Source organism: Paraburkholderia sediminicola, assembly GCF_046026855.1.
In the GTDB taxonomy this organism is placed as follows: domain Bacteria; phylum Pseudomonadota; class Gammaproteobacteria; order Burkholderiales; family Burkholderiaceae; genus Paraburkholderia; species Paraburkholderia sediminicola_A.
The window spans coordinates 1-23,330 of sequence record NZ_JAQQET010000001.1; the positions used below are offsets into that span (position 1 = coordinate 1).

Consider the following 23,330-nt stretch of genomic DNA (forward strand, 5'->3'; position numbering starts at 1 on the left):
CAACCACGCCTTGCAAGCGTTATTTTGATACGCATGGATTGCGCCAGAAATGGCGCGAAGATGGCACAACAAGCTCATCCGAAGACCAACCGAAAACCCCTTCGTTCAGGCAACCACACGCTTCTGCATCACACGCTCGACTACACTCAAATAATGATCGAGTCCCGGCGTAGCGCGGTTCTCTTCTTTTGCGCGATCGTCCCATTTACGCAGGTGCAATGCGTCCTCCGCGTACGGCTTCTGCAAGAACACTTCAGCCTCTTCCTTGCTGAAGATACCGCCTTGCAGTTCCAGGCTCCGCACCGAATCGGCGGAAAGCTGGCCGAAATACGTATCGTCGATTGCGCACAGGCAGCGCTTGGCGTCGACGTGCAGCCGGATCGGCTCCAACACCGCATCCGACAACACCGGCCGCAGGAACGGCAGCGCGAAATACTGATGCAGATCGTCGATGCCCCGCTCCGTCGGCGTTTCACCTTGCAGATTCAGCAGATGGCCGAGGTCGTGCAAAAACGCGGCGGCAACGAGTTCATCGTGAACGCCCGCCTCTTCTGCCAACGCACCACTTTGCAGCGCATGTTCAAGCTGCGTCACCGGTTCGCCGCTGTAGGCAAGATTGCCGTATTGCTCGAATAACGAACGGATATCGCTCAGACTCAATGCCACGCTCTTACTCCCACGGTAATGAAAACGTCTTCAGGTTGGTGAAGCTCTTCATCGCTTCCTGAACGCCTTCCTTATAGCCAAGCCCGGAATCCTTGATGCCGCCGAACGGCGTCAGCTCGATCCGGTATCCCGGCACTTCCCACACGTTGACCGTTCCCACGCGCAATTCGTTGATGAAGCGCGTGATCGCGTCCTGCCGGTTCGTGCACACACCGGACGACAACCCGAACGGTGTCCCGTTACTGATACGGATGGCGTCGTCGAGCGTATCGAAGGTGATGATCGGCGACACCGGGCCGAAGGTTTCCTCGCGCACCAATGTCATTGACGGGTCGACGCCATCCAGCACCGTCGGCGAGTAAAGCGCGCCGTCGCGCTGGTTGCCGATGCGCAAGCGCGCGCCGCTCGCCACCGCCTCGTTGACACGCGCCTCGAATAGCTGCGCGGCGGCGACATCGATCACGGTACCCATCTGATTCGACGCGTCGAACGGATCGCCGCAGGTCCATGCGCGTGTCTTCTCCACGACCAGATCGGTGAAGTCCGCCGCGATACTCTTCTGCACCAGCATTCGCTTGACCGCGGTACACCGCTGGCCGGAGTTCTTATACGAGCCCTGCACGGCAAGCGTCGCCGCGCGATCGAGATCGGCGTCTTCGAGCACGATCAGCGGATCGTTGCCGCCCAGTTCCAGCACGACGCGCCGGTAACCCGCCTTCGCCGCAATGTATTTGCCGATCGCCACGCCGCCCGTGAAGGTCACGAGCTCCGCCAACGGATGCGTGATCAGTTCGTCGGCGATTTCGCGTGGATCGCCGGTCAGCACCTGCAACATCGGCGCAGGCAAGCCGGCTTCGTACAACACATCCGCAAGATAGAGTGCCGACAGAGGCACCTTCTCCGACGGCTTCAGCAGGACGCGATTATTGGTTGCGATTGCCGGCGCGATCTTGTGCGCGACCTGGTTCATCGGATGGTTAAACGGCGTAATCGCGACGATCACACCTTCCAGCGGCTCGCGCTGCGAAAACACCCGTCGCTTCTTGCCATGCGGCGTCAGATCGCAGGAAAAGCTCTGGCCGTCGTCGCGCAAAGCTTCGATCGAGGCGAACTTGAACACATCGGCAACCCGGCCGATCTCATAGCGCGAATCCTGCCTGGACAAACCCGACTCGAGCGAAATCAGGTCCGAGGCTTCTTCAGTTCGCTCCCGCAGCAACGCCGCAGCGCGTTCGAGAATCTGCGAACGCTCGTAGCGTGTGAGCTTCGCCTGATACGCGGCAGCATATTCAAACGCGGCGCGCACGTCGTCGATGCTCGCCAACGGGACCGTGCCCACGCGCGTTCCCGTAAAAGGATCGAGCACGTCGAGTGTGCGCGAACGCGTCGCGCGCTCGCCTTTGAGCCGCAGCGCTTCTGCCCGGAATGCCGGATGGTCCCGCAGCACGGCGTTCATGATGCCGACACGTGATTCAACGCGACGTCGAAGATATCGAAGTTGCGCAGCCGTTTATCGGTGGGCAGGCCCTCGACGCGGCGATTGAACAGCAGCGGCACTTCCTGCTCGGAGATGCCGCCGTGCGAGCGCAATGGCACGGTCAGTCCGGACAGATCATGCTCATCGCGACGCGTGCCAAGCACCACATGTTTTGTACTGACCACAACGATATCCCCCACGCGGTCGTTCGGCAGCTCGAAGCGCTCGCATGCGACGCGGTTGTCGAGCACGACTTCAATGCCCTGCAAACCGCCGATCCGCTCTATCACCTGCGCCACACTCACATCGTGTGGCAGGTAAATTGTCGCGAACGAACCGAGCGCACCGTGATGGACGACATACGGATCGGTGATCGGCAAAATCACGCGCGCTTTCCCGTGCCCAAGCCAATCGTCCAGCACATCCTGCAGGTAGATCACGTTCGGCTCGCCGGTCTTCGGATCGTGCTTGGCGTTCATGCCGTGGTCGGCGGTCAGGCCGATCACCCAGCCGAGGGCGTCGAGCTTCGCGAGATAGCCGTCCATCATCGCGTAGAAGTCGTTCGCGCCTTGGGTACCCGGCGCCCACTTGTGCTGAATGTAGTCGGTGGTCGACAAATACATCAGGTCGAGCTTGCGGGTTTCAGCAAGCCGCACGCCGGCGGCGAACACGAACTCGGACAAACCCGCGCTATACACATCAGGCACCGGCAGGCCGACCAGATCGAGTACTTCGTCGATGCCATTTTCTTCGCGCGTCACCTTGTCGGCTTTTTCCGCCGAGAAGCAGATGCCCTTCAACTGCCAGCCGAGCAGGCGGCGCAGCTTGTCTTTCGCGGTGACCACGGCAACTGCGGCGCCTGCGTGCGCTGCAGCGGCCAGCAAGGTCCCGGCACGCAGATAGGCGGGATCGTTCATCATCACTTCCGCGCCTTCGCCGCCATTCGCGTCCGGGTCCCAGAAGTAGTTGCCGCAAATGCCATGCACCGAGGGCGGCACGCCGCACACGATCGAGAGGTTATTCGGGTTGGTGAACGACGGAATCACGCAGTCGCCCTTGAAGGCCGCGCCGTCCTTGAGCATCTTGCCGATGAACGGCGCGACACCCGCAGCGACCGCGGCTTCGAGGTAATCGTATTCACAGCCGTCGACGCACACCACAACCGTCGGTTGCGCGGGTAGCAGGTAGCTGCGGCCATTGACTTCGATCGTACGTTCGCTTGCGTTTGCCATCATTACCTTCCATGCGTGAAGAGCACGCGTGCTCTAGTCAATCCGTTGCAACCAGTCTCAATCATTCGATGCCGCCGACATCCGCACCGCGCCCAACTGCCCCGCCGGTTCGCACGCCTCACGCGCGCGCTGCAGGCCGCCGTTCACATGCGCATGCATCAGCGCGGCAGCATGCTCAGCGTCGCGCGAGGCCAGCGCCGTCAGAATCGCGCGATGTTCGGCGAGCGAGCGCTCCATCGCATCTGCGTGCACCACCAGCGCGGCGCGGCGAAACAGACTCAGTTCGCTCACCAGCCTTCGATATGTCTCATACAGCTTGACGTTGCCCGACGCCGCCACGATCGCGTCGTGAAACGCGACATTGGCGCGCGTGTAGACATCGTGATCCTGCGCATCGAGCGCCGCGCGCATCGCGTCGAGCCATTCGCGCAACACGGCAAGCTTGCGTGCATCGATGCTCGAAGCCAGCATCCGGCACGCCGCCTCTTCGAGCACCGCACGCACTGCGTAAATCTCGTCCGCTTCCGCCAGCGACACCGTCCGTACGAACACGCCGCGGTTTTTCTCGGTGCGCACGAGGCCCGTTTGCTCCAGCGCGCGAAACGCCTCGCGCACCGGCCCGCGCGACACCTGCAGACGCGCGGCCCAATCGGCTTCGTTGAGTTTGTCGCCGGGCGCGAGCGCCCCTTCGATGATGTGCCGTTCGATTTCGTCGCGGACCAGCGTCGTCAGCGAATGCCTGCGCACAACCTCAATCGGATCGACAGAAGCAGTTTGCATATATTCGGTCATTTTGACAAATTTCGCCACATCGATATGTGTTTGCGCGCCGCGTGGCACGCAAACACAACAATCAGAAGATGCGCGTCAGTCCGCCCGACGGCGCGGGACGCGCGCCGCGATCAGCAGTAGCGCGGCAAGCGAGACCATCAGCAGAATCAGCGACAACGCGGAGGCCGGCAGGTAATAACCGCGCTCCACCTGCCCCACCACCACGATCGGCACCGTCGCAAAGCCCGGCGGGTACACAGTGAGCGTGGCGCCGAGTTCGCCGAGCGAGAGCGCGAAGCCGAGCGCGAGGCTCGCGCGGATCGCGGGCACCAGTTGCGGCAGCACGACGCGGCGTAACACCATCGATGGCGGGGCACCCAGACTCGCTGCCGCTTCGCGCAGAATAGTCAGTTCCGGACGCAGCGCGGCGGCCGCGCAGCGGTAGCAGAACGGCAGCACCAGCGCGATCTGCACGAACACGACGATCGCCGCCGAGCTGGACAGATCGAACGGACGCTTGTGGTACGCGATCAGCACGGCCAGCCCGAGCACCACGCTCGGCACGCCGTTGGGCATCATCGCGATCGTGTCGACGAACGCGCCAAGACCGCGCCGGTCGCGCCCTTCCAGCGCCAACGCCAGCCACAGCCCGAGAATCGTGCCGAGCACGGCGACGCCCATGCCGATTTCGAGGCTCGTAGCCAGTGCGTCGAAATCGCTTGAACCCAGCCGCTCAAACCAGCGCATGCTGAGGCTGTCCGGCAGGATCGTGCCCGACCAGTGCCCGGCCACGCTGGATAGCGCGACCACCAGCACCGGCAAGACGAACAGCCAGAAGCACAGCAACGCGGCAAAGCCGAGAAACAGGCCGCCCAGCATCCGCACCAGCAGGCTGTGCCGGACCGGCCGCGCCTTCTTGTGCATGACCGGCAAAACGGTCGGATCGAGTTCAACGGCCATGGCCCGCTCCTTTCACCTTGCGGCGGTTGACCTGGCGGTACAACGCGTACAGCGACAGCGACATGATGAGCATCACCACGGCACCGGCCGCAGCGGTCGGCAGATCGAGGTCGACCGTCGCGGAGCTGTAGATCGCCACCGGCAGCGTGATCAGATGGGCGCTGCCGAGCACGAGCAGAATGCCGAACTCGTTCAACGTCAGCAGAAAACACAGGATCGTGCCCGCGGCGATGCCCGGCCACGCGAGCGGCAGGATCACCTTGAACGCAACCATCCAGCCGCTTGCGCCGAGACTGCGGGCGGCTTCGATCAGACGCATGTCAAGCGTGGCGAACGACGCAAGCGTCGGACGCACGACAAACGGCGCGTAGAAGATCACTTCCGCGAGAATCACGCCGCCCACGCCGAACAGGAAATTGAGCGGCGGCGCCTCGAGATGAAATAGCTGCTGCAAGCCGATGCTGACCGAGCCTTGCGAGCCGTACAGAAAGATCAGCGTGAAGGCGACCAGAAACGACGGAAACGCGACGAACAGCTCGAGGAAACGCGTGATCATCCGCGCGCCGGGAAATGGTTTGAAAAACAGCATCGACGCCAATGCCACACCTAGCAGCGATGCGAGGCCGGCGCTGGCAAACAGAATCCACAGCGTCGTACCGATCACGCCGCTCGTTTCCGGGTTGCCGAAGAACGCCGAGTAAGCCTGCAGGCTCAAACCATGCGGGCCGGTGAGACTCAGCAGCACGAGGCGCACGAGCGGATAGATCACCAGCGGACCCAGCACGACCACCGCAAGGAACAGCAGGTGCCATTGCGCCACGCGTTCGCGCCGCTTCACCGCCGCCGTGTGCGAGGCCGCGCTCGCGCTGCGGCGGGCGTCGGCGGCAGCGTTGAGCGGATTTGGCGTATCAGGGGTTGATAAGGACGACATCGTCAGCCTCATAACGCAGGGAAACACGCGCGCCCTTCTCCGGCATCATGCCGTGGCCGCGCTGCATGGTAACGAGCAGAGGCTCATTGGGCATCGCGTCCAGAGCGACCGACACCGACAGCACCGCCCCATACCACTCCACCGACGTAATCGCGCCATGTAACTGCCCTTCGCCGAGCGGCACGATGCGCAGCGCTTCCGGACGCAGACAGGCCACCCGGTCGCGCTCGTTGTAACGCACGTCGTCCATGCTGAATGCGACCTGCGGCGGCAACAGATTGGCCGCGCCCAGATAGCGCGCGACGAAACCGTCATTCGGCGTGTCGTACAACTGTTGCGGCGTGCCGAGTTGCGCGATGCTGCCTTCACGCATCAGCAGTGTGCGGTCGGACAGCACCAGCGCGTCGTCCTGATCGTGCGTCACACAGACGATCGTCAGATTCGGCAGGCGCTCATGCAGCGCCTTCAGTTCGGAACGCACCGACGCGCGCAGATTGGCGTCGAGTGCGGAGAGCGGCTCGTCGAGCAACAGCACATCGGGCTCGATCACGAGCGCGCGCGCCAGCGCCACACGCTGCTGCATGCCGCCCGACAATTGCGCCGGCATGTGATGCCCGGCGTCGCCCAGTTGCACGAGCTTCAACGCATCGGCCACACGTCGCGCGACATCCTTCGACGGCATTCGGCGCGCGCGCAACCCGAAAGCCACGTTATCGAACACCGACAGATGCGGGAACAGCGCATAGCTCTGAAACAGCAAGCCGAGATTGCGCTTATGCGGCGGCACATGCGTCAGGTCGTGACCGGCAACAGTCAACGTGCCGGACAGTCCGTCCGCTTCAATGAACCCGGCGATGAAACGCAACAGCGTGGTCTTGCCGCAACCGCTGCGGCCGAGCACGGTGAGCAATTCGCCGCGCTGAATGGTCAGCGACAGATCGTCGAGCACGGTGCGCGTTCCGAAGCGCACCGTCAGATGGTCGATCTGCACGCCGCCCGGCGTGTTCGAACGCGCGGCGTCGAGCGCGTCCGGTGAGGCGCCGAGCGCGCCTGGGTGAGCAAGACTGGCCGTATTCACCGGGTTCATCCTCCAACTAGATTAATGCTGATACGGCGCCCCGCACGAATGCAGGAGCGCCGCCTGACTCAATGGCGAATTGTCCGGCTTACTTCGGCTTGACGACTTCGAGCTGCTTGCCCGACGAACCGATCACGTCGTTCTTCCAGCGTGCCGTCCAGTCAGCCTTCTTTGCCATCACTTGCGTCCAGTCCACCGGGATCAGCGTCACGCCGGCGATCGCCTTCTTGACTGCTTCGCCGTTCTTGCCGGCGAGCGGCACGTCGGTGCGACCCGGGATACCGAAGATGTCCGGCACCTTGGCTTGCACGTCGGTCGACATCAGGTAGTCGATCAGCTTCTTGCCTTCTGCCTGGTTCGGGCCGCTCTTGATCAGGCCGATCGCGTACGGCAGTTGGAAGGTGGTCGGCTTCCCGCCGGCGCTGGCTGCGAGGAAGATCGGCTTGAGCGACAGACCGCCGTTGGCCGCATCGTCCAGATCCATCTGCAGGTCGCCGTTGGCGAAGGCGATTTCGTTACGCGAGAGCAGCACGTCGAGGTAGCCGGTGCCCTTGGTGTGGAACTTGGCGCTCTCTTCCAGCTTCTTCAGGTAGTCGAACGCCTTGTCTTCACCCATCAGCGACGTGGTCAGGATGATCACGGCCATACCGTCGCCAGCCGTGGCCGGGTTCGAGTAAGCAACCTTGCCGGTGTAGTCCGGGTGCAGCAGGTCGGCGAACGTCTTCGGCTGGTTCTTCGTGACGTCCGGGTTGATCGCGAACGAGAAGTAATTGTTCACGAAGGTCGCCCATGCACCGTTCGGCGCCTTGGCGATGGCCGGCACGTTCTTGTAGTTGGCGCTCTGATAGGCCTGCAGCAGGCCGGCCTGGTCAGCTTGCTGGATGAACGGCGGCAAGGTGACGATCACGTCCGCCTTCGGCTGATCCTTCTCGATGGTGGCGCGATTCACCACTTCGCCGCTACCCGCCGTAACGATGTTGACCTTCACGCCTTCCTTCTTTTCGAAGGCCGGCAGCACATCCTTATAGAGGTTTTCGAGGCCGTCGGCGGTGTACAGCACCACTGCGTCAGCCGCGTGGGCCTGCATCGCCGTGCCGCCGAACGCTGCCGCGGCGATCAGCGCCGGCAACAGTTTGCGTGCGAGGCCAGCCGTGGCGTGAAAGGAATTCGTCTTTGTCATGTCGCTCTCTCCGAAAGGCAAAAAACCAGACGGTCGGGATAACCCGATACCTGTTGTGATTGAACGGCGGTAGCGCCGTGCCGCTTGCGTGTTGCCCGCAGCCAGTTGTCGTGCAGTTTCGTACGGATTGCAGATTGCCGACAACTTTGCCGCTTCTTCTCCAGCCTGACTTACAGCTTACCTACGACACTCGCGCTGCCTGCCATGCCTGAACGGGCACGGCAAGAATCACAGGTTTCCATGACAACGCCATGACTATTCTGGCGATTTCCAAAAAATGACACAATTCGCCAATAATATCCAAATCAATCTTTTCGTCACCCTGGCCGGGCGGCGACCATTCATCTGATGACGGAGGCTATGTGATCCTTGGAAACGACCCCATCCTGTTGACCCCGGGCCCGCTCTCCACCTCGCCGCAAACCCGCGAGGCGATGCTGCGCGACTGGGGATCGTGGGACGCCGCGTTCAACCGTATGACTCATAGCGTGTGCGCCGACCTCGTGAAAATCGTACATGGCGAAAATGACTATGTATGCGTGCCGCTTCAAGGCAGCGGCACGTTCGCGGTCGAAGCGGCGCTCGGCACGCTGGTGCCGCGTCAAGGCTGTGTACTGGTTCCGAACAACGGCGCATATTGTGCCCGTCTGATCAGGATATTGCAGCGAATGGGCATCGCTTATGTCGAACTGGCGCTGCGCGACGACGAGCCGGTCAGCGCCGCCGCCATTGAAGACGCCTTCAATCACGACTCGCGTATCAGCCACGTCGCGCAAGTCCATCTGGAAACGAGCGCCGGTCTGCTCAATCCGCTCGACGATATCGCCGCGGTGTGTCAGCGGCACGGCAAGAGCCTGATCGTCGACGCAATGAGTTCGTTCGGCGCACTGCCGATCGATTTACGGCGCGGCGGCATCGACGCGCTGATTTCGGCGAGCGGCAAATGCCTTGAAGGCGTGCCGGGGATGGGATTCGTGATTGTGCGGCGCAGCGTGCTGGAGCAGAGCGAAGGACGCTCGCCCTCGCTAGCGCTGGATCTGCACGATCAATATGTTTATATGCAGAAGACGACGCAGTGGCGCTTCACACCGCCGACTCACGTGGTCGCGGCTTTGCGTCAGGCACTCGATCAGTTCATCGCGGAAGGGGGACAAACAGCGCGCGGTGCACGCTACCGGCAAAACTGTGCGGCGTTGCTAACCGGCATGCAAGCGCTTGGCTTCGAGCCGTTTCTGAAGCCCGAGGTGCAGGCGCCAGTGATCGTCACGTTCCACGCGCCGCGCGACCCCGCGTGGAATTTCGCTAACTTTTATGCTGCGGTGCGCGAGGCAGGCTACGTGCTCTATCCGGGCAAGCTCACGCAAGTGGAAACATTCCGCGTGGGTTGCATCGGCGCGATCGATGCGAACGAACTGCACAACGCTGTGGCGGCGATCGGCCGTACGCTGAAACAGCTCGGGATTCGTGTGAAGTGAACTGGGCGCCGCGGCGCACCCGTGGTGCATGGGGTGCACGAGGCACTCGCTCATGCGCTCTGGCCGTAAGCCGCCCGGGCGCCTAGGTACCCGGGCACTCAGGCGATCAGGATTTCTGGCCCATGCGCCGTGATCGCCTTACCGAGCACCTTCTCCGGCGCCAGTTCGGTGACCAGATAACGTACCGACTCGATCCCGTTGATGCGCACCGGCGTCACGCGCCCGAACTTTGAGTGGTCGGCGACCACCACCACCATGTCGGCGGCGGAGATCATGCGGCTGCGCACTTCAGCCGCCATGCGGCTGTAGTCGGTCAGATAGCCGTCCGGCGAAATGCCGCCCGCGCCGATGAAGGCGAAGTCCGCGTGGTACTGCGTCAGTTGATGGACCGTGTCGAGCCCGAAGGTAGCGTCTTCGATCTCCGACAGTTCACCGCCAAGCAGCGTCACGCGGTTATCGTTGCGGCGGCCGAGCAGCAGCGCGATGCGCCAGTCGTTCGTATAGACCGACAGGCGATGCCGGTCGAGCAGCGCCCGGGCCACCGCTTGCGTGGTGCTGCCCGAATCGATGACCAGCGAGGCGCCGTCCGGCACGAATTCGGCCGCGCGTTCGCCGATCGCACGTTTCGCGCCGGTGTTGGCGGCTTCGCGCGTATCGAGGTCGGGCTCGCGCCGGTCGCTGGACAGCGCGCCGCCGTGGGTCGTGACCAGCAGACCGCGCCCGGCCAGCGCATTCAGGTCACGGCGGATCGTCTCGCGCGACACATTCAGTTCGCGCACCAGTTCAGCAACCGAGAGCGCGCCGGTTTTGGCGACTTGCGCCAGGATGTATTGGTGACGTTGTTCTGCGAGCATCTGTTGAGGGCCGGAAGCCGGCACGCTTGAGTTTCACCACGGTGGAAGGCCGGCGTATTGTATTACGCGTGGAGCGGGGATGCTCCTCCTCGCGCGCTTACCTGCTAACCTGAATACCCTTGGCCGCGCGCCGACGCCTGTCGATGCCGCGTAATCCGTCAACCGAACTGCCGATGCCGCCACTGTTTCGCCGTTTACTGCTGCTGTTCCACGCGTTGCGTTATGGCTCGCGCCTGATCTGGCTTGCCGCTCCGCCCGATCACAAACTGCACTGGATGATCGATCTGCTCGGCCGCGTGCATGCTTCCGGGCGCAGCGGCGAGAGCCTGCACGGTGTGCTGCCCGCGCTCGGGCCGCTCGCGAGCCGCTTCGCGCAGACCTTGGTGGAACGGCCCGAACTCGCGACCGGTACCCTGCACGACGCCATCGATGCGATCGACCACCTCGAAGCCCCACTGCCGCCGCAGGAATCCGAACAGGCTTTGGCGCGCGCGTTCGGCCGGCCGCTCGCCACCCTCTTCAGCGCTGTCGATCTCGTGCCGGTGCGCGGCGGCTTCGCCGAACAGACGCACTTCGCGCGGCTCATCGTGCCGGTCAACGGCCATAGCGAAGTCGCCATCAAGCTGGTGCGCGCCGATCAACTGCAACAGATCGGCGACGAACTCGCGCTGCTACGCTGGGTCGCGCGCTGGCTGGAGAAACTTTCCAGCTCCGCCCGCCGCCTGCAACTGCGTACGCTCGCGCAGACCTTCACCGACGACGTCCTGCGCCGCTTCGATCTGCGCGCCGAAGCCGCCAATCTGAGCCAGACCGGCCATCATTTCGACGGCGACCGGCGCATCGTCGTGCCGGACGTGATCTGGGACCTCTGCCCCAACCACACGCTGACGATGCAGCGCATCAACACCCTTCCGGCCAGCGACCTGCCCGGCCTGCATGCGCATCACATCAAGCTCGCGCCGCTCGCCGCGCATATCGTCGAGGTGGTGACTGAGCAGGCATTCGAACACGGCTTCTTTCACGCCACGCTCGATGCACGCCGGGTGCGCGTGAGCGTCGAACCGGACACGTTGGGACGCCTCGTGCTGGCGGAGTTTTCGATCATGTCGAGTCTGTCGACCGGCGAGCGAGAATTTTTCGTGCACGGCGCGACCGCGCTGTTCGATCAGGACTACGGCCGGCTTGCCGAACTCCATCGCGATGCCGGGCATGTGCCGCACGACACGCGAACGGAAATGCTCGAAGCCGAATTGCGCACTCGCGCCGAAGCGCACTTCGCGGCCGAACCGGCAGACCGGTCGGCGGGTTCGCTATTTCATCACCTGCTGCACGCGGTGCATCCGTTCGACGGCGCCGTGCCCGGCCGGCTCGCCACGGCGCAGCGCTCGTTTCAGCAGGCGGAAATGCTGGCGCGCGCGCTGCATCCGGGTGTCGATACGTGGAATGTCACGCGCAAGGTGCTGGCGGGGATTGCGCGGCGCGATATGGACCACCGCGGCTGGATCAAGCGCATCTCGCACGAGTTGCCCCATTTGGCGCACATGCTGCCGCGCGTGCCGCAACTGGCCGTGCGCTACCTGCAGCATGAGCACGATCGCGTCCGCACGCCGCAGCAGAATGCACAGCTGATGCTGGATATCGGCCGTGAATATCGACGTACGCGTGTGCTGCTGTGGGCTTGCGCGGTATGCGGCGGGATGCTCGGCGCGGGGACGGTATTGTTGATGTGGTGATGCCCCGAGGAGGCTGCGAACGCTCCGGCGCTCTAGTGAAGCAATCTGCCACTGATCCCGCACCCGCGATTGCAGCTTCGAACAAGACGTGCTTCGAGTGTCCCGGCAAGATGGCGGCTTTTCACGTTACCGGTCTCAGATGCTCGCTTCCTCAATCGCCGCCGTATTCGTCGTCTTGTGGTCGACCGGTTTCGTGGTGGCCCGAGCGATCACGCCCTATGCCGATCCCAATCTGTTTCTGCTCGCGCGCTTCGGCGGCACCGCGCTGATATTCGCGCTTGCCGCGCTCGGCGCACGCGCCGCGTGGCCGACCGGCCGCGATCTTGGCAAGCACCTGCTGGCGGGCGCGCTGCTGCAAGGCGTCTACCTCGGCGCAGGCTACTGGGCCGTTGCGCAGGGCTTAAGTGCCGGGGTAATGGCCTTGCTCGGCGCGCTGCAGCCGCTCGCGACCGCCGCCGTCGCGGCACCGCTATTCGGCGAGCGGCTTTCGCGGCGTGGCTGGGCCGGCATGGCGCTCGGGCTCGCGGGCGTCGTGCTGGTCCTCGAACCGAAACTCGCCGCGGCTGCACCGCCCACCCCACACGGCAACGCGCCGCCGTGGCTGGTCGTGCTCATCTCGATCCTCGCGATCGGTGCGATCACCGCGGGCACACTGTTTCAGAAGACATCGCTGGCAAAGGCCGATATCCGCAGCGCAAGTGCAGTGCAGAATTTCGGCGCGGCGGTCGTTGCGTCGATTCTTGCACTGGCGCTCGGCGAGCATCGCTGGATTGCTTCCGCGACTTTGTGGGGGGCGCTTGCGTGGGGCATCGTGATGCTGTCGGGGATCAGCGTCACCTTACTGGTGTGGATGGTCAGGCGCGGCGATGCTGCGCGCGCCACGGCGCTCATGTTCCTCGCGCCGCCGCTCGCCGCGCTCGAAGGGTATGTCGGTTTCGGTGAAACGCTGCTGCCGGTGCAGATCGCCGGATTTGCCGTGGCGTTGGCAGGCGTGCTACTGGCGCGGTCGTGAGGGTTTGATCGGCGCACGCCAGTCGCGTCGTTCAATGCGCGTTCGTCACTTGCTCTGGGCGGCATGATCGCGCGCACGTTATCAACCTGAGATCCGCTCAGTACCCTCGCCTGCCGGTCAACTCGCGAATCAATCCGCCGTATCGGCGCCCGCCGGCACTTTTGCGCGCGCCTGGCTGCCCGGGGCCGGTGACCAGGCCGGGCGGCTTTTGCGCTGCGAATCGACCACGACGATGTAACGCCCCGCCCACGGGGTCACCTGGCGATCGCTTTTCAACACCCACAGCGATTTGCCGGACTCGACGAGCGCGGCATATTCGGCGTCGAGAATGCCGTAATGGTCGATAAATGCATTGAGCGACGCGGGAATCCGCACGCAGCCTTTTGAATGGCGAATACCGAGCAGCGGCTCGAGCCGGTCCGGGTCGGTGGCGTGCATCTGGAAACGCATCTGCGACATGCCGCCCTTGCCCCAACCTCGCTCGCCCTGGGCCCAACCGAGGTCGAAGATCCGCATGTCGCGCTTGCCGTAGCCGCGGATGCGGTTCTCGTTCAGCGTGCCTTCGGAGCGGAAATCCATATTGGACGGCGTATGGTCGAACACGCCGAGCGGCGTGATGAAGTGGTCGTACTCGCCGGGCCGGCCCGTTGAAACCGGCGACGCGCCGATCATCTGCCAGCTATCGGCCGGGGTCGCCCGGAAATAGATGAACAGCGCCTGCACATTGGCGTTCCGGTCGACCATCACGACATATTCGCCCGACAGGCTGCCGAGCATGTGCTCGCCGAGCGCCGTTTGCAGGCGGCCGGCATAAGCGTGCTGCTCCGCCGCCGGTACTTTCAATCGACGTGTCACGTCTTGCGCGAACACGTCCCGCAGCAGGAACGCGCGGCGCGGATCGACCACCCCCGCCGCATCGGGCGCGGCAACGGTCGACGCCTTGACAGCCAGCGCCGGGCGCTTCGCCGCTACAGATGCCGATGCCGATGCCGATGCCCGGACGAGCGTAGTGCCCAAAACCGGGGCTGGGGCTGGGGCCGACGCCGCGATTGCAACGCTACATGACACCGCACAAAAAACGGCTCCCAGCGCGCGAGCCAGATAGCGCACTGAAAGAACTGCGCGCGCGGAACACGGCGCATAGAGTAAATCCGACATACCCACCACTTCGCTTTGACGATCTACCGATGCGGAAGGACTGCGGTCCAGTGCAGGCTGGCCAGGCCGATTGGGGTAGTTCATCGCGCATTTGAGCAAACCTGATTATTATCGACTGCTCGCCGGCTCATGCGGCGCTCGGAACGAGGATGTTACTAAGCACATTGATATCTGTCGATGAAGAATCGGCCCGTTCATGGGGCCGCCGCTCGAGCAATCCGCGCGAGCGTTCATAGTCGACACTCGCACAACCGCACACGGAGAAGATAGGAACATGACGCAACAGGACGCAACCGCCCGCCAGGCAAGCATCGCAGCGGAAATGCACGTCACCGCCGAGTTCGACACCACACAGGAAATCGAGCGCCGGGTCGCTTTTCTGGCGAACTATCTCCGTAGTAACGGGCTGAAAACCTACGTGCTCGGCATCAGCGGCGGAGTCGATTCAACGACCGCCGGGCGGCTTGCGCAACTCGCGGTCGAACGCCTGCGCGCCGAACATTACGACGCGCGCTTCGTCGCGATCCGTTTGCCCTACGGCACGCAAAAAGATGAAGCTGACGCGCAGCAGGCCCTGAGTTTCATTCGCGCGGACGAAAATCTCGCCATTGACATCAAACCCGCCGCCGATGCGATGCTCGCCGCGCTGGATAACAGCGGTATGCCATTTAACGACGACTCACAGCAGGATTTCATCCACGGCAATATCAAGGCGCGGCAGCGAATGATCGCGCAATACGCGGTAGCCGGCGCGCGGGCCGGCGTGGTGATCGGCACGGACCACGCGGCCGAATCGGTGATGGGATTTTTCACGAAGTTCGGCGACGGCGGCGCCGATGTGCTGCCGCTTACGGGCCTGAACAAGCGTCGTGTGCGGGCACTGTCCAAAGCCTTGGGCGCGCCCGAAGCACTGGCGCACAAAGTGCCAACCGCCGACCTCGAAATGTTGCGTCCACAACGGCCCGACGAAGACGCTTACGGCATCCCTTACGACGATATCGACGACTTTCTGGAAGGCAAACCTGTGAGCGACGCCGCGCGCGAGACGGTCTTGCGCTTTTACGATGTCACGCGGCACAAGCGGGCGTTGCCGTACACGCCGTTCGATTGGCCGGTAAAAGAAAGCGGGGAATGAAAGAAGGAATGTAACAACGAGAACATGCGGGGAGGATGCGCGTCAGGAACGCGTCAGACGCAGCGCGCGCGACTCCTTACCCACTCGGCGCATTCGGCAGACGCCACTGCGAGAGGCTCAATGAGCAGGCGGCGACTCGTCGTCGCTGAACAGATCGGCGCTCGCCTCGAGCGCCAAACCGCCTAAATGCTTGCCGTGAATCTGCCGCGCGATTACGTCGCCGACATACGGCACATCTGCGTCCAACTCGACCGTGGCATAGGCGCTGGGTTTCCCGGCATCGATCACCTCGACGCTTTTTGCATAATGCCCAAGCTCACGTTCGAGAAATTCCCGCACTTCCTGCTCGCTGCACGATTCCGCGATATTGCGCACGATCAGGTTCATGCTGCCTACCCTCGGCGCGCGTTGCGATCCGTAACATGCACGCGCACTGGGCGCAACGCGGCACGCTGTTTCGCCTCGGCAGCCGCGAGCTGGCGGATCAATGCAGCGCCGGCCGCACCCAAAGCAGCCAATGACAGATAGAAGGCAATCATTTAAATCTCCCCTTCGAATTTCGTCCTGTTTTCAGGATAGCCACAATCGACAACAAAAGCGATGCGACACAATGTCGTAAAAGACGGACTTTAAAACTTCCGTTAATGCACTGTACCTGAATAAGCAGCGGTAAAAACAGCAAAACACATGTTCATTCAGTGGTGCAGACCCGGCACACGCGCCAGACGCGGACGCTAGACGCAAAAACCGGGCCGCGATACGCATCGCCGACGGCATCCTGCGGGGGACGTGAGCAAAGGGCGGGCTGATCGTCGGGATCAGTCCGCCGCTTGCACGTTGGCCGCGCTCACCCACCACGCATTCTTGCCCTGCGGCACGTGAACCAGCACGGCGGAGGGATCATCGACACCGTCGTCGGCGACCTGGCATACCGCCAGACCGTCGGGCAGCCGTTTCACCTCGCCGGCCGCCTGGAACAGCGCGACGCGCTGCGCGCTCAAGGGTCGCAGCTGCCGGTACACGTCGAAACTGATTGCCGCTGGCACATCGCCGCGAATCTGCAGCGAGTCGGCGCTCCCGCAGCGCACGGGTTCGGCGGCAAGCACCGCAGCGCTGCCGAATAAACAGCCGAAAGTGAGCGCCAGTGCGGCAAGGCGTGAATGAGTCATGGTGATTCTCCGAGAATAAGTTGGGACAGCGCGCTGCGAGCGGTGCTGCTGGATACACGCGATTGAACATCGAGGGCGACACAGGCGAAAACAGACGGCCTCATGGCCCGCTGTCGCGACCGTCGCCTCGCCCGTTGCTGTCGCCGGTCGCAACATCGAGACGACTTACGTCGCAAGACGTCTGGCTAAAGCCCGAATAGACCACCGACCAGTTGCCGACAATCGCGGCTTGCGCCTCCGCAAGGCTCAGTTTCCCTTCGCAAACGCAGCGTTTGAGCATGACCGCAGCGCGCGCCTTACGACGCTCGCCCTGCTGGCCTGCCCATGGCAGAAGATCGAGATTGGAGGGTGCATTCGGCGAGCCGCCGAGCACAATGGGCACGCGCCTGTCCAGCGCGAACGTGGGACCGTTGCCGGCATCGATGCCGCGCGCGGCAAGCATGCGGTCCTTGTGGGCCATCAGTTCGTCGAACGGCGGTGCGACCGTGTCCGCATAGCCGGGCCGGCAAATCGTTTCGCCGACCGACTCTTGCGTGACGCGCCCGTCGAGCATCGCGGAATCCTGAGCCCAGGCTTCACCGACACGCAATGCGAGTATCGCGGCGAAGCCGAGCAGGAACACCACGCGCATCGTGCGGGCCGGACGCGTGCCGCCGCACCGGCGCACGAGCGTCGGCGGAGTCGTCTGATAGGTACTGCTGGTTGCGTCGCTGTTATGGATGATGCGACGCCTGTCTGCAATGCCTGCGTTCATTCGTCGGCGCGCCGGCAGCGGCGTGCAATAGTTCAATTCGCAGGCTAATTAAAACACATTCAAAATGCATGCGTGAAAAAGGTGCACTTGCGCAGGCTGGTACAGATGCGTCCAGATGCGCTCGCAGGTGAATGCCGGCGCGGTCTTGCCGTGCATGAAGCCAAGTTGCAAGACCGCGTCGAACCACAAGATAAATGCAAATGCCGCTGCCTGCGCGCCGCCCACATACGACGCCGACAGCACGCTACGTCAGCCTGGCTTCGCCATCCGGGCCTGCAAGGCACGGATACGGCCGAGCGCCGGAGTATTGGACACCGTCGACTCATACATCTTGGCGAGATCCGCCTTGAGCGCGGTGCGCGAGCCGCCGTCGAGATAGACCATATGGCCTGACGGATAAAAACGCGCCGACAGATTCTGCCGGACCTGCTGGCTGACAAGCGGCATTTGCTGAAGATCGAGCACGGTCTGATAGAACGGCGTGACGTAATCGAAGAAACCGTTCGCCGACAGCACCTTCAAGTCAGGATTGAGTGCCATCACGGCGGCAAGGTCGCCTGCGGTATACAGAATGACGTTGCCTTTGGCATCGAGCCCCTTCTGTGCGCCGGTCGGGTCGATGTGGCTAAAGTCCCAATACTGGAATGCCTGATCGTTGAGGTCCGTGAACGCCGAATTCGACGTGTATTTCAACTGCTCGTTCAGGTACACGTTCCACATCGTCGTGTAGACGCCGGTCACCGCCGTCATGGTGGGATCGTTGCCGCCGGAATTCGGGTCGATCTTGCCGGCGATACCGGTGTTGATCGCCGTCACGCGACCGTCGTACTCGCCAAGCGCAAGCCCCTGCGATTTCAGCAACGTGGTCAGGAACAGCGAATTACCGCGGCTGTCGTACGACGCGATATCGAGGCTCCAGGCGAGCAAGGTGGTTTTGTCGATACCGGTGTACTCGCTCAGCTTTTCGACCGTTGCGGAATCCGTAGTCGGAAACTTGCGCAGCGCCGCCAGATAGTCGGTGCGTGCGAATTGCGCCACTTCTTCGGCAAACGTGCCAAGGTCGGTTGGCCGCGGCGCAATGCCGAGTTTCTTGTGATACCACGCGTCCGCAGCAGTTGTGGGCAGCGCGCCGACCGGGTTGCCGGATTGCGTGTAATCGAGAATGGACGATTGCAGCGTGATGCCGTTCAGATCGACGCCGTCTTCATGCAGCCGGTACGCCAGCACGCAACTGCGCGCCGTACCATAAGACTCGCCGTACAGGTACTTCGGCGAATTCCAGCGATCGTTCTTCGTCAAAAACCGCTTGATGAACTGCTTGATCGAGTCGGCGTCCTGGTCGACACCCCAGAAGGCGCGGTTCGTCTTTGGCGCAATGGCCGCCGAGTAGCCCGTGCCGACCGGATTGATGAAGACGAGGTCGCTCTTGTCGAGCAGACTGTCCGGGTTGTCTTCCATCGAGTATGGCGCGGGCGGCGTAAAGCCCGGCATCGACGTCTTGATGCGGCGCGGCGCGAACGAGCCCAGCAGCACGAACACCGAAGACGACCCCGGGCCGCCGTTGTAGAAGAACGTCACCGGGCGGGTTTCTTCCTTCTGGCTGTCCTGCGTAAACGCGACGTAGAACATCTTGGCTTCAGGCTGCGAACTGCTCGGGTCGACGATCACGAGATGACCCACCGTCGCCGTGTAGTTGATCTTCTGCCCGCCGATCGTAGTCGAATGGTGCGTCACCGCGGCGGTTTCAGTAGTATCGGTGACGGAATCGTCCGGCCCGTTGCCATAAGCAACTGGATCGAAGAACGGTTGATCTCCTGCTTTGTGCGACACGCTGCTGGCAGCCGTTGCGGGCGAAGCATGGGTGTTGTGTGACGACTGCGGACTAACGGAAGCTGACTCGGGGTTCGTCATGATCGCTCCATGGGTTCGTTAACGTCTTGATATGTCTTGATCTGTCTTTCTGTGTCTAGCCGTCTCTTGTATGTCCTGCATTGCCTGCGTCTCTTGAAGCCATGCACCGTACCGCCTGCGGCCTGAAAGCAGCGCACCTTGGGACAAGCGCGGACGGCTGGCGATCGCCTGATCTGACACTCAGCCAGGCGCCCATCCGAACCGATCCGCAACTCATCAGACTATAGTGCCGCCGCCACCTTCTGACCATTGGGGCTGCCGAGTCCCGTGCACGCATCCCAGCCCGGCGACGAGGCGAAGCTGCCGTTGTTGCCTTGGGTGATGTCGTTAAACGCGCCCGGCGTCTTGTACAACTTCGGGTTGATGAAACCGGCCGGCTGCCCTTTCGCGGCGTTGATCCGCGCAATCAGCGCCGCCCACAGCGGTGCGACCGCGCTGGTGCCGCCGACCACCGTCTGCGTGCCGTCGATCAAGACGCTATAGCCTGTGACAGGCGACGCGTCGCCGGCTACGTCCGGCACACCGCGCCCGCTGAGCGCCGTCCTGGCGCCGCTCGACGAAGTGGCGGACAGGCCTTGCTGCCAAACCGGCACTGGAAAGGTCCGGCTCACGCCACCGCCGCTCGCGCCGCCCTGCGCGCCGTCGTTCCACACCACCTCATGCGAGATCGCTGTGCCCGACGCGGTCAGGTTCGTGCCGCCGCATGCGAGCACATAAGGGCTCGACGCCGGAAAGTCGACCTGATCGCCACCGGAACCGTCGCTCGAGCCGCTATCGCCCGACGCCGCGCAGACAGTCACACCCAAAGCCGCCGCCGTTTGCAGCACGCTGTTGAAAGCTTGCAGCGACTGGCTGGTCCAGTTCGACTCCGGTCCGCCCCAACTGATCGAGATCACCGAGGGTTTATTGGTTGTGTCGTGCACCGCGCGGCTCACCGCGTCGATGAAACCGGCATCGCTGTTCTGAGTGAAATAGACCGCGATGGTCGCGCCAGGCGCAATCGCACCGACGATTTCGATGTCGAGCGTGACTTCCCCATCGGGCCCATTCGGGTCGCCGCTCGGCTGATTGCTGCCCTGATCGACGCCCACTGCTTTCACCTTCGGCGAAGCAACGCCGAGGCTCGCAAAGTAACTCTTCAGGTCGGAGGCGTTGTACCCGCCGCCGAGTTCAATGATGCCGACGCACTCGCCGCTACCGTCGCCTTGCGGAAACTGATACAGCGACGCGAGTTGCGGCGGCGTAAACGAAACCTGGTGTCCTTTAGCCGCCTGGAACGGCGGCCGGATGCGAAAGTGCGGTCGCGCCTGTGGCCGGTTATCCAGCCCGAGCACGGCCTCCACGATGCCGTGCAGATCGTCCGGTACGCTGATCGTGCCAGTGCGGCCGCGGAACTGGCCCGCCGTGTGATGTTGATAATGCTCCAGCTTGACACCGAACGCGGTCTGGAACTGCGCGATCGTGCCGCTCAGCGACACCGAGCGCGCCGCCGGATCCTCCTGCACCACCGTCAAGCCGTGTGCGCTGGCAAAGGCTTTGACCTTGGCGATGTCGTCCGGCGCGGCCCCATAATCTTTTGCAAATGTCTCGCGCGAAAGTGGTTTGACACTCGGGTCGCCGGCTTCGATCTTGCTCATCAGTGCGTCGAACTGCGCCTGCCGCTGACGGCGCACTATCACGAAAACCTCGATCCGTTCCGACGGATCGCATTGCCCAACAACTTTCGAACCTTGCTCTACCGTTCGCTCGCTTCCCGGCAGCGGTTGTCTATTGACCATGGTGTCGATTCTCCTGTTAGCGTGACGGCGCGGAGCGCAAGGTACACCCCAAGCACGGCACGCGCCTGCACGAACTCACCGCCTCGGCACCGGCGGCGAATTGCTGTTTCAAGGACTTCGCCAAACCATCCGACCTATGCATTCGAACACAGTTCCGGTGTGCGCGGCAGTTGTCCGAATGGCTAACGCCGGGTTGGATCAATGCGCATCGTGCAGCACCCGCGCTATGATGCTGAAGCGGCAATCCAGCCGTTGCAGCGCCTCGCGCGCCGCCCGCGCGCACGATCAAAGAATCAGAGGAACCCCATGTCAATTTCGATGTATCAAGCATCATTGCCCGTGCTGGTGCGCGGCATGACCAATCTGCAAGTCATCCTCGGCAAAGCAGAAGCGCACGCTGCCGAGAAACAGATCGACCCGACCGTGTTCACGAACGCCCGGCTCGCGCCGGACATGCTGCCTTTGATACGCCAGGTTTATATCGTGAGCGACACGGCCAAGGGCTGCGCCGCGCGCCTCGCTGGTGTCGAAGCGCCGAAGTTCGAGGACGTCGAACAGACCTTCGAAGAACTCGACGCCCGCCTTCAAAAGACGATTGATTATTTGAAGGAATTCAACGCGCAGCAGATCGACGGATCGGAAGAGCGTCCAATCACGCTGAAAATGCGCAGCGGCCCGATCGAGTTCACGGGGCTGTCATATCTGCTCGGATTCGTGCTGCCCAACTTCTATTTTCACGTTACGACGGCGTACGACATTCTGCGTCACAACGGCGTCGAACTTGGCAAGCTCGACTATCTGGGCGGCATCAAATAAGAAGGCGCGCATGCTAATGCGTGAACGCGGTTGCAGCAAGGTATAAGCAGCACGTGGGTCGCACATCGGCTGTGAACCATGCAAGGACCGTACGTGCATGAACGGTCCGTGAGCAGTGTGTGAGCGGTCCAACGGCATCAAACGCGTGGCTGGAACGCGATGATCGCCATGCCGGCCAGTGTGAATGCCACGCCGGCCGCATCCCACAGCGTGGGCCGCACTTTGTCGACGCACCATAGCCACGCAATCGCCACCGCCACGTAGACACCGCCGTAAGCCGCATACACGCGGCCTGCGGCGGCGCCGTGCAGCGTCAACAGCCAGGCAAACAACGCGAGACTGAGCGCGCCGGGCACCAGCAGCCAGATGGAGCCGCCCTCCTTCAGCCAGCGCCATGGCAAATAGCACCCGACAATTTCGGCAATGGCAGTCACGGCATAAAGCAGAAAAGTTTTCATCGACAGATAGAAGCGAATGATTGTGTTGTCGCGGCACCGCGCGCGACTGTCTATCGGCTTTATTAACACAATCACTTTGCATGCGGGCACGGCACATGCAACAGTCGTTGCGCCCGATCCCTATTCGCTATCTGTCATGAGCAATCAATCCAGCGAAAGCCGCAGCGCAAAGCCGATCAGCGCCGCTGAGAAAGTCCAACGCTGCAGCGTCTGCGCGAGCGGATGAGCCCGCATCCAGCCGGCGATGCGCGCCGCGCCGATCGCGTACATTGCGTCGAAACACGCGCCGATAGCGAGCAGCACCAGACCCAACTCGATCATCTGCAACGCAACCGGTCCGGCCTCCGGACGCACGAACTGCGGCAATAGCACCGAGCAGAACAGCAGCGCTTTCGGGTTCAACAGATTGGTCAGCAAGCCTTTGACGAAAGCGGCATGCAACGGCCGTGACTCGGCGCTTACCGTGCCGCCTTCAGGCAACGCGAACACGGGTGAGCGGAATATCTGGATACCGACCCACGCGAGATACACCGCGCCGCCGTAACGCACCACGTCGTATAGCCAGGGCGCACTGCGCAACAGCGCCGCCACCCCGCATGCCGACAGCGTGACGTGCGTTGCACGCGCCATCCCCAAACCGCCGGCCGCCGCAAAGCCACTGCGCACGCCGCGTCCGATACTGGTCTGCAGAACCAGCGCCATGTCGGGCCCGGGCACGGCATAAACCACAAACAACGCAGCGATATAAACGACCAGAAGGTGTGCGGAAATCATAGAAGCCT

Annotated in this window: 24 protein-coding genes; 5 read left to right on the forward strand and 19 right to left on the reverse strand. The window is 62.8% G+C overall.

From position 1 onward, the window contains the following. Positions 1-105: 105 nt before the first annotated feature. The 8 genes from PQR40_RS00005 to phnS form a co-directional block, all read right to left on the reverse strand. Positions 106-666: a phosphonate degradation HD-domain oxygenase gene (locus PQR40_RS00005; RefSeq protein ID WP_408235505.1), complete on the reverse strand. Its 561-nt coding sequence runs from the start codon at positions 664-666 to the stop codon at positions 106-108. A 4-nt stretch (positions 667-670) separates the two neighbouring features. Continuing rightward, positions 671-2,122 (reverse strand): phosphonoacetaldehyde dehydrogenase, encoded by a 1,452-nt coding sequence (gene phnY / locus PQR40_RS00010; protein WP_408338420.1) that lies wholly within the window; start codon positions 2,120-2,122, stop codon positions 671-673. Further along, the gene (gene phnA / locus PQR40_RS00015) at positions 2,119-3,375 is read right to left on the reverse strand and encodes a phosphonoacetate hydrolase (RefSeq protein ID WP_408391423.1); all 1,257 of its coding nucleotides are present in this window, start codon (positions 3,373-3,375) and stop codon (positions 2,119-2,121) included. Before phnA ends, phnY begins: the two co-directional genes overlap by 4 nt. 57 nt (positions 3,376-3,432) lie before the next feature. Then, positions 3,433-4,167 carry a phosphonate utilization associated transcriptional regulator gene (locus PQR40_RS00020; protein WP_408235511.1) on the reverse strand — a complete coding sequence of 245 codons (735 nt, stop codon included), beginning with the start codon at positions 4,165-4,167 and terminating at the stop codon, positions 3,433-3,435. Between the two features lie 75 nt (positions 4,168-4,242). Continuing rightward, a complete protein-coding gene (gene phnV, locus PQR40_RS00025; RefSeq protein ID WP_408338422.1) occupies positions 4,243-5,106 on the reverse strand; it encodes a 2-aminoethylphosphonate ABC transport system, membrane component PhnV in 864 nt (287 codons plus the stop codon). Further along, positions 5,096-6,037 (reverse strand): 2-aminoethylphosphonate ABC transporter permease subunit, encoded by a 942-nt coding sequence (locus tag PQR40_RS00030; RefSeq protein WP_408508152.1) that lies wholly within the window; start codon positions 6,035-6,037, stop codon positions 5,096-5,098. Before PQR40_RS00030 ends, phnV begins: the two co-directional genes overlap by 11 nt. After that, positions 6,015-7,115: a 2-aminoethylphosphonate ABC transport system ATP-binding subunit PhnT gene (gene phnT / locus PQR40_RS00035; RefSeq protein ID WP_408508153.1), complete on the reverse strand. Its 1,101-nt coding sequence runs from the start codon at positions 7,113-7,115 to the stop codon at positions 6,015-6,017. Before phnT ends, PQR40_RS00030 begins: the two co-directional genes overlap by 23 nt. 88 nt (positions 7,116-7,203) lie before the next feature. After that, positions 7,204-8,295, reverse strand: coding sequence for a 2-aminoethylphosphonate ABC transporter substrate-binding protein (gene phnS / locus PQR40_RS00040; protein ID WP_408235523.1), 1,092 nt, complete (start codon positions 8,293-8,295; stop codon positions 7,204-7,206). A gap of 362 nt (positions 8,296-8,657) precedes the next feature. Between phnS and PQR40_RS00045 the strand changes: the two genes are divergently transcribed. Then, positions 8,658-9,770: a 2-aminoethylphosphonate--pyruvate transaminase gene (locus PQR40_RS00045; RefSeq protein ID WP_408235526.1), complete on the forward strand. Its 1,113-nt coding sequence runs from the start codon at positions 8,658-8,660 to the stop codon at positions 9,768-9,770. Positions 9,771-9,868: 98 nt separating this feature from the next. On the opposite strand, the gene PQR40_RS00050 is transcribed toward PQR40_RS00045, so the two are convergent. After that, positions 9,869-10,624: a DeoR/GlpR family DNA-binding transcription regulator gene (locus PQR40_RS00050; protein ID WP_408508154.1), complete on the reverse strand. Its 756-nt coding sequence runs from the start codon at positions 10,622-10,624 to the stop codon at positions 9,869-9,871. 173 nt (positions 10,625-10,797) lie between these two features. On the opposite strand from PQR40_RS00050, the gene PQR40_RS00055 reads away from it, so the two are divergent. Both PQR40_RS00055 and PQR40_RS00060 read left to right on the forward strand, forming a co-directional pair. Further along, the gene (locus PQR40_RS00055; protein WP_408508155.1) at positions 10,798-12,357 is read left to right on the forward strand and encodes an ABC1 kinase family protein; all 1,560 of its coding nucleotides are present in this window, start codon (positions 10,798-10,800) and stop codon (positions 12,355-12,357) included. Positions 12,358-12,496: 139 nt separating this feature from the next. Further along, entirely contained in the window at positions 12,497-13,369 is an 873-nt protein-coding gene (locus PQR40_RS00060; RefSeq protein WP_408508156.1) for a DMT family transporter, read from the forward strand. Positions 13,370-13,498: 129 nt separating this feature from the next. On the opposite strand, the gene PQR40_RS00065 is transcribed toward PQR40_RS00060, so the two are convergent. Then, positions 13,499-14,527 carry a L,D-transpeptidase gene (locus tag PQR40_RS00065; protein WP_408338430.1) on the reverse strand — a complete coding sequence of 343 codons (1,029 nt, stop codon included), beginning with the start codon at positions 14,525-14,527 and terminating at the stop codon, positions 13,499-13,501. A gap of 274 nt (positions 14,528-14,801) precedes the next feature. On the opposite strand from PQR40_RS00065, the gene nadE reads away from it, so the two are divergent. After that, complete coding sequence (gene nadE, locus PQR40_RS00070) at positions 14,802-15,662, forward strand: NAD(+) synthase (protein WP_408235538.1); 861 nt, start codon at positions 14,802-14,804, stop codon at positions 15,660-15,662. A 117-nt stretch (positions 15,663-15,779) separates the two neighbouring features. On the opposite strand, the gene PQR40_RS00075 is transcribed toward nadE, so the two are convergent. The 7 genes from PQR40_RS00075 to PQR40_RS00105 all read right to left on the reverse strand — a co-directional run bounded on the left by PQR40_RS00075 (position 15,780) and on the right by PQR40_RS00105 (position 21,274). Beyond that, positions 15,780-16,049, reverse strand: coding sequence for an RNA-binding protein (locus PQR40_RS00075; protein WP_325043072.1), 270 nt, complete (start codon positions 16,047-16,049; stop codon positions 15,780-15,782). A gap of 5 nt (positions 16,050-16,054) precedes the next feature. Then, the gene (locus PQR40_RS00080) at positions 16,055-16,201 is read right to left on the reverse strand and encodes a hypothetical protein (RefSeq protein ID WP_408235541.1); all 147 of its coding nucleotides are present in this window, start codon (positions 16,199-16,201) and stop codon (positions 16,055-16,057) included. 279 nt (positions 16,202-16,480) lie between these two features. Then, positions 16,481-16,831 carry a hypothetical protein gene (locus PQR40_RS00085; protein WP_408235544.1) on the reverse strand — a complete coding sequence of 117 codons (351 nt, stop codon included), beginning with the start codon at positions 16,829-16,831 and terminating at the stop codon, positions 16,481-16,483. 100 nt (positions 16,832-16,931) lie between these two features. After that, complete coding sequence (locus PQR40_RS00090) at positions 16,932-17,585, reverse strand: hypothetical protein (RefSeq protein WP_408338432.1); 654 nt, start codon at positions 17,583-17,585, stop codon at positions 16,932-16,934. Positions 17,586-17,633: 48 nt separating this feature from the next. Next, positions 17,634-17,810 (reverse strand): hypothetical protein, encoded by a 177-nt coding sequence (locus PQR40_RS00095; RefSeq protein WP_408235549.1) that lies wholly within the window; start codon positions 17,808-17,810, stop codon positions 17,634-17,636. Positions 17,811-17,834: 24 nt separating this feature from the next. Beyond that, entirely contained in the window at positions 17,835-19,496 is a 1,662-nt protein-coding gene (locus PQR40_RS00100; protein ID WP_408235552.1) for a S10 family peptidase, read from the reverse strand. A gap of 221 nt (positions 19,497-19,717) precedes the next feature. After that, entirely contained in the window at positions 19,718-21,274 is a 1,557-nt protein-coding gene (locus PQR40_RS00105) for a S53 family peptidase (RefSeq protein ID WP_408508157.1), read from the reverse strand. 306 nt (positions 21,275-21,580) lie between these two features. On the opposite strand from PQR40_RS00105, the gene PQR40_RS00110 reads away from it, so the two are divergent. Next, positions 21,581-22,090 (forward strand): DUF1993 domain-containing protein, encoded by a 510-nt coding sequence (locus tag PQR40_RS00110; protein ID WP_408235558.1) that lies wholly within the window; start codon positions 21,581-21,583, stop codon positions 22,088-22,090. A gap of 137 nt (positions 22,091-22,227) precedes the next feature. On the opposite strand, the gene PQR40_RS00115 is transcribed toward PQR40_RS00110, so the two are convergent. Beyond that, the gene (locus tag PQR40_RS00115; RefSeq protein ID WP_408235561.1) at positions 22,228-22,548 is read right to left on the reverse strand and encodes a YnfA family protein; all 321 of its coding nucleotides are present in this window, start codon (positions 22,546-22,548) and stop codon (positions 22,228-22,230) included. A gap of 144 nt (positions 22,549-22,692) precedes the next feature. Next, complete coding sequence (locus PQR40_RS00120) at positions 22,693-23,322, reverse strand: LysE family translocator (RefSeq protein WP_325043771.1); 630 nt, start codon at positions 23,320-23,322, stop codon at positions 22,693-22,695. Positions 23,323-23,330: the final 8 nt, after the last annotated feature.

Excerpts from the sequence above, each read along its gene's own strand:
- PQR40_RS00115 (WP_408235561.1), bottom strand. The coding sequence starts at position 22,548 with ATGAAAACTTTTCTGCTTTATGCCGTGACTGCCATTGCCGAAATTGTC.
- PQR40_RS00100 (WP_408235552.1), bottom strand. The coding sequence starts at position 19,496 with ATGACGAACCCCGAGTCAGCTTCCGTTAGTCCGCAGTCGTCACACAAC.
- PQR40_RS00030 (WP_408508152.1), bottom strand. The coding sequence starts at position 6,037 with ATGTCGTCCTTATCAACCCCTGATACGCCAAATCCGCTCAACGCTGCC.
- nadE (WP_408235538.1), top strand. The coding sequence starts at position 14,802 with ATGACGCAACAGGACGCAACCGCCCGCCAGGCAAGCATCGCAGCGGAA.
- PQR40_RS00075 (WP_325043072.1), bottom strand. The coding sequence starts at position 16,049 with ATGAACCTGATCGTGCGCAATATCGCGGAATCGTGCAGCGAGCAGGAA.
- PQR40_RS00020 (WP_408235511.1), bottom strand. The coding sequence starts at position 4,167 with ATGACCGAATATATGCAAACTGCTTCTGTCGATCCGATTGAGGTTGTG.
- PQR40_RS00065 (WP_408338430.1), bottom strand. The coding sequence starts at position 14,527 with ATGTCGGATTTACTCTATGCGCCGTGTTCCGCGCGCGCAGTTCTTTCA.
- phnS (WP_408235523.1), bottom strand. The coding sequence starts at position 8,295 with ATGACAAAGACGAATTCCTTTCACGCCACGGCTGGCCTCGCACGCAAA.
- PQR40_RS00120 (WP_325043771.1), bottom strand. The coding sequence starts at position 23,322 with ATGATTTCCGCACACCTTCTGGTCGTTTATATCGCTGCGTTGTTTGTG.
- PQR40_RS00090 (WP_408338432.1), bottom strand. The coding sequence starts at position 17,585 with ATGAACGCAGGCATTGCAGACAGGCGTCGCATCATCCATAACAGCGAC.
- phnV (WP_408338422.1), bottom strand. The coding sequence starts at position 5,106 with ATGGCCGTTGAACTCGATCCGACCGTTTTGCCGGTCATGCACAAGAAG.
- PQR40_RS00080 (WP_408235541.1), bottom strand. The coding sequence starts at position 16,201 with ATGATTGCCTTCTATCTGTCATTGGCTGCTTTGGGTGCGGCCGGCGCT.
- PQR40_RS00050 (WP_408508154.1), bottom strand. The coding sequence starts at position 10,624 with ATGCTCGCAGAACAACGTCACCAATACATCCTGGCGCAAGTCGCCAAA.
- PQR40_RS00055 (WP_408508155.1), top strand. The coding sequence starts at position 10,798 with ATGCCGCCACTGTTTCGCCGTTTACTGCTGCTGTTCCACGCGTTGCGT.
- PQR40_RS00105 (WP_408508157.1), bottom strand. The coding sequence starts at position 21,274 with ATGGTCAATAGACAACCGCTGCCGGGAAGCGAGCGAACGGTAGAGCAA.
- PQR40_RS00110 (WP_408235558.1), top strand. The coding sequence starts at position 21,581 with ATGTCAATTTCGATGTATCAAGCATCATTGCCCGTGCTGGTGCGCGGC.
- PQR40_RS00085 (WP_408235544.1), bottom strand. The coding sequence starts at position 16,831 with ATGACTCATTCACGCCTTGCCGCACTGGCGCTCACTTTCGGCTGTTTA.
- PQR40_RS00060 (WP_408508156.1), top strand. The coding sequence starts at position 12,497 with ATGCTCGCTTCCTCAATCGCCGCCGTATTCGTCGTCTTGTGGTCGACC.
- phnA (WP_408391423.1), bottom strand. The coding sequence starts at position 3,375 with ATGGCAAACGCAAGCGAACGTACGATCGAAGTCAATGGCCGCAGCTAC.
- phnY (WP_408338420.1), bottom strand. The coding sequence starts at position 2,122 with ATGAACGCCGTGCTGCGGGACCATCCGGCATTCCGGGCAGAAGCGCTG.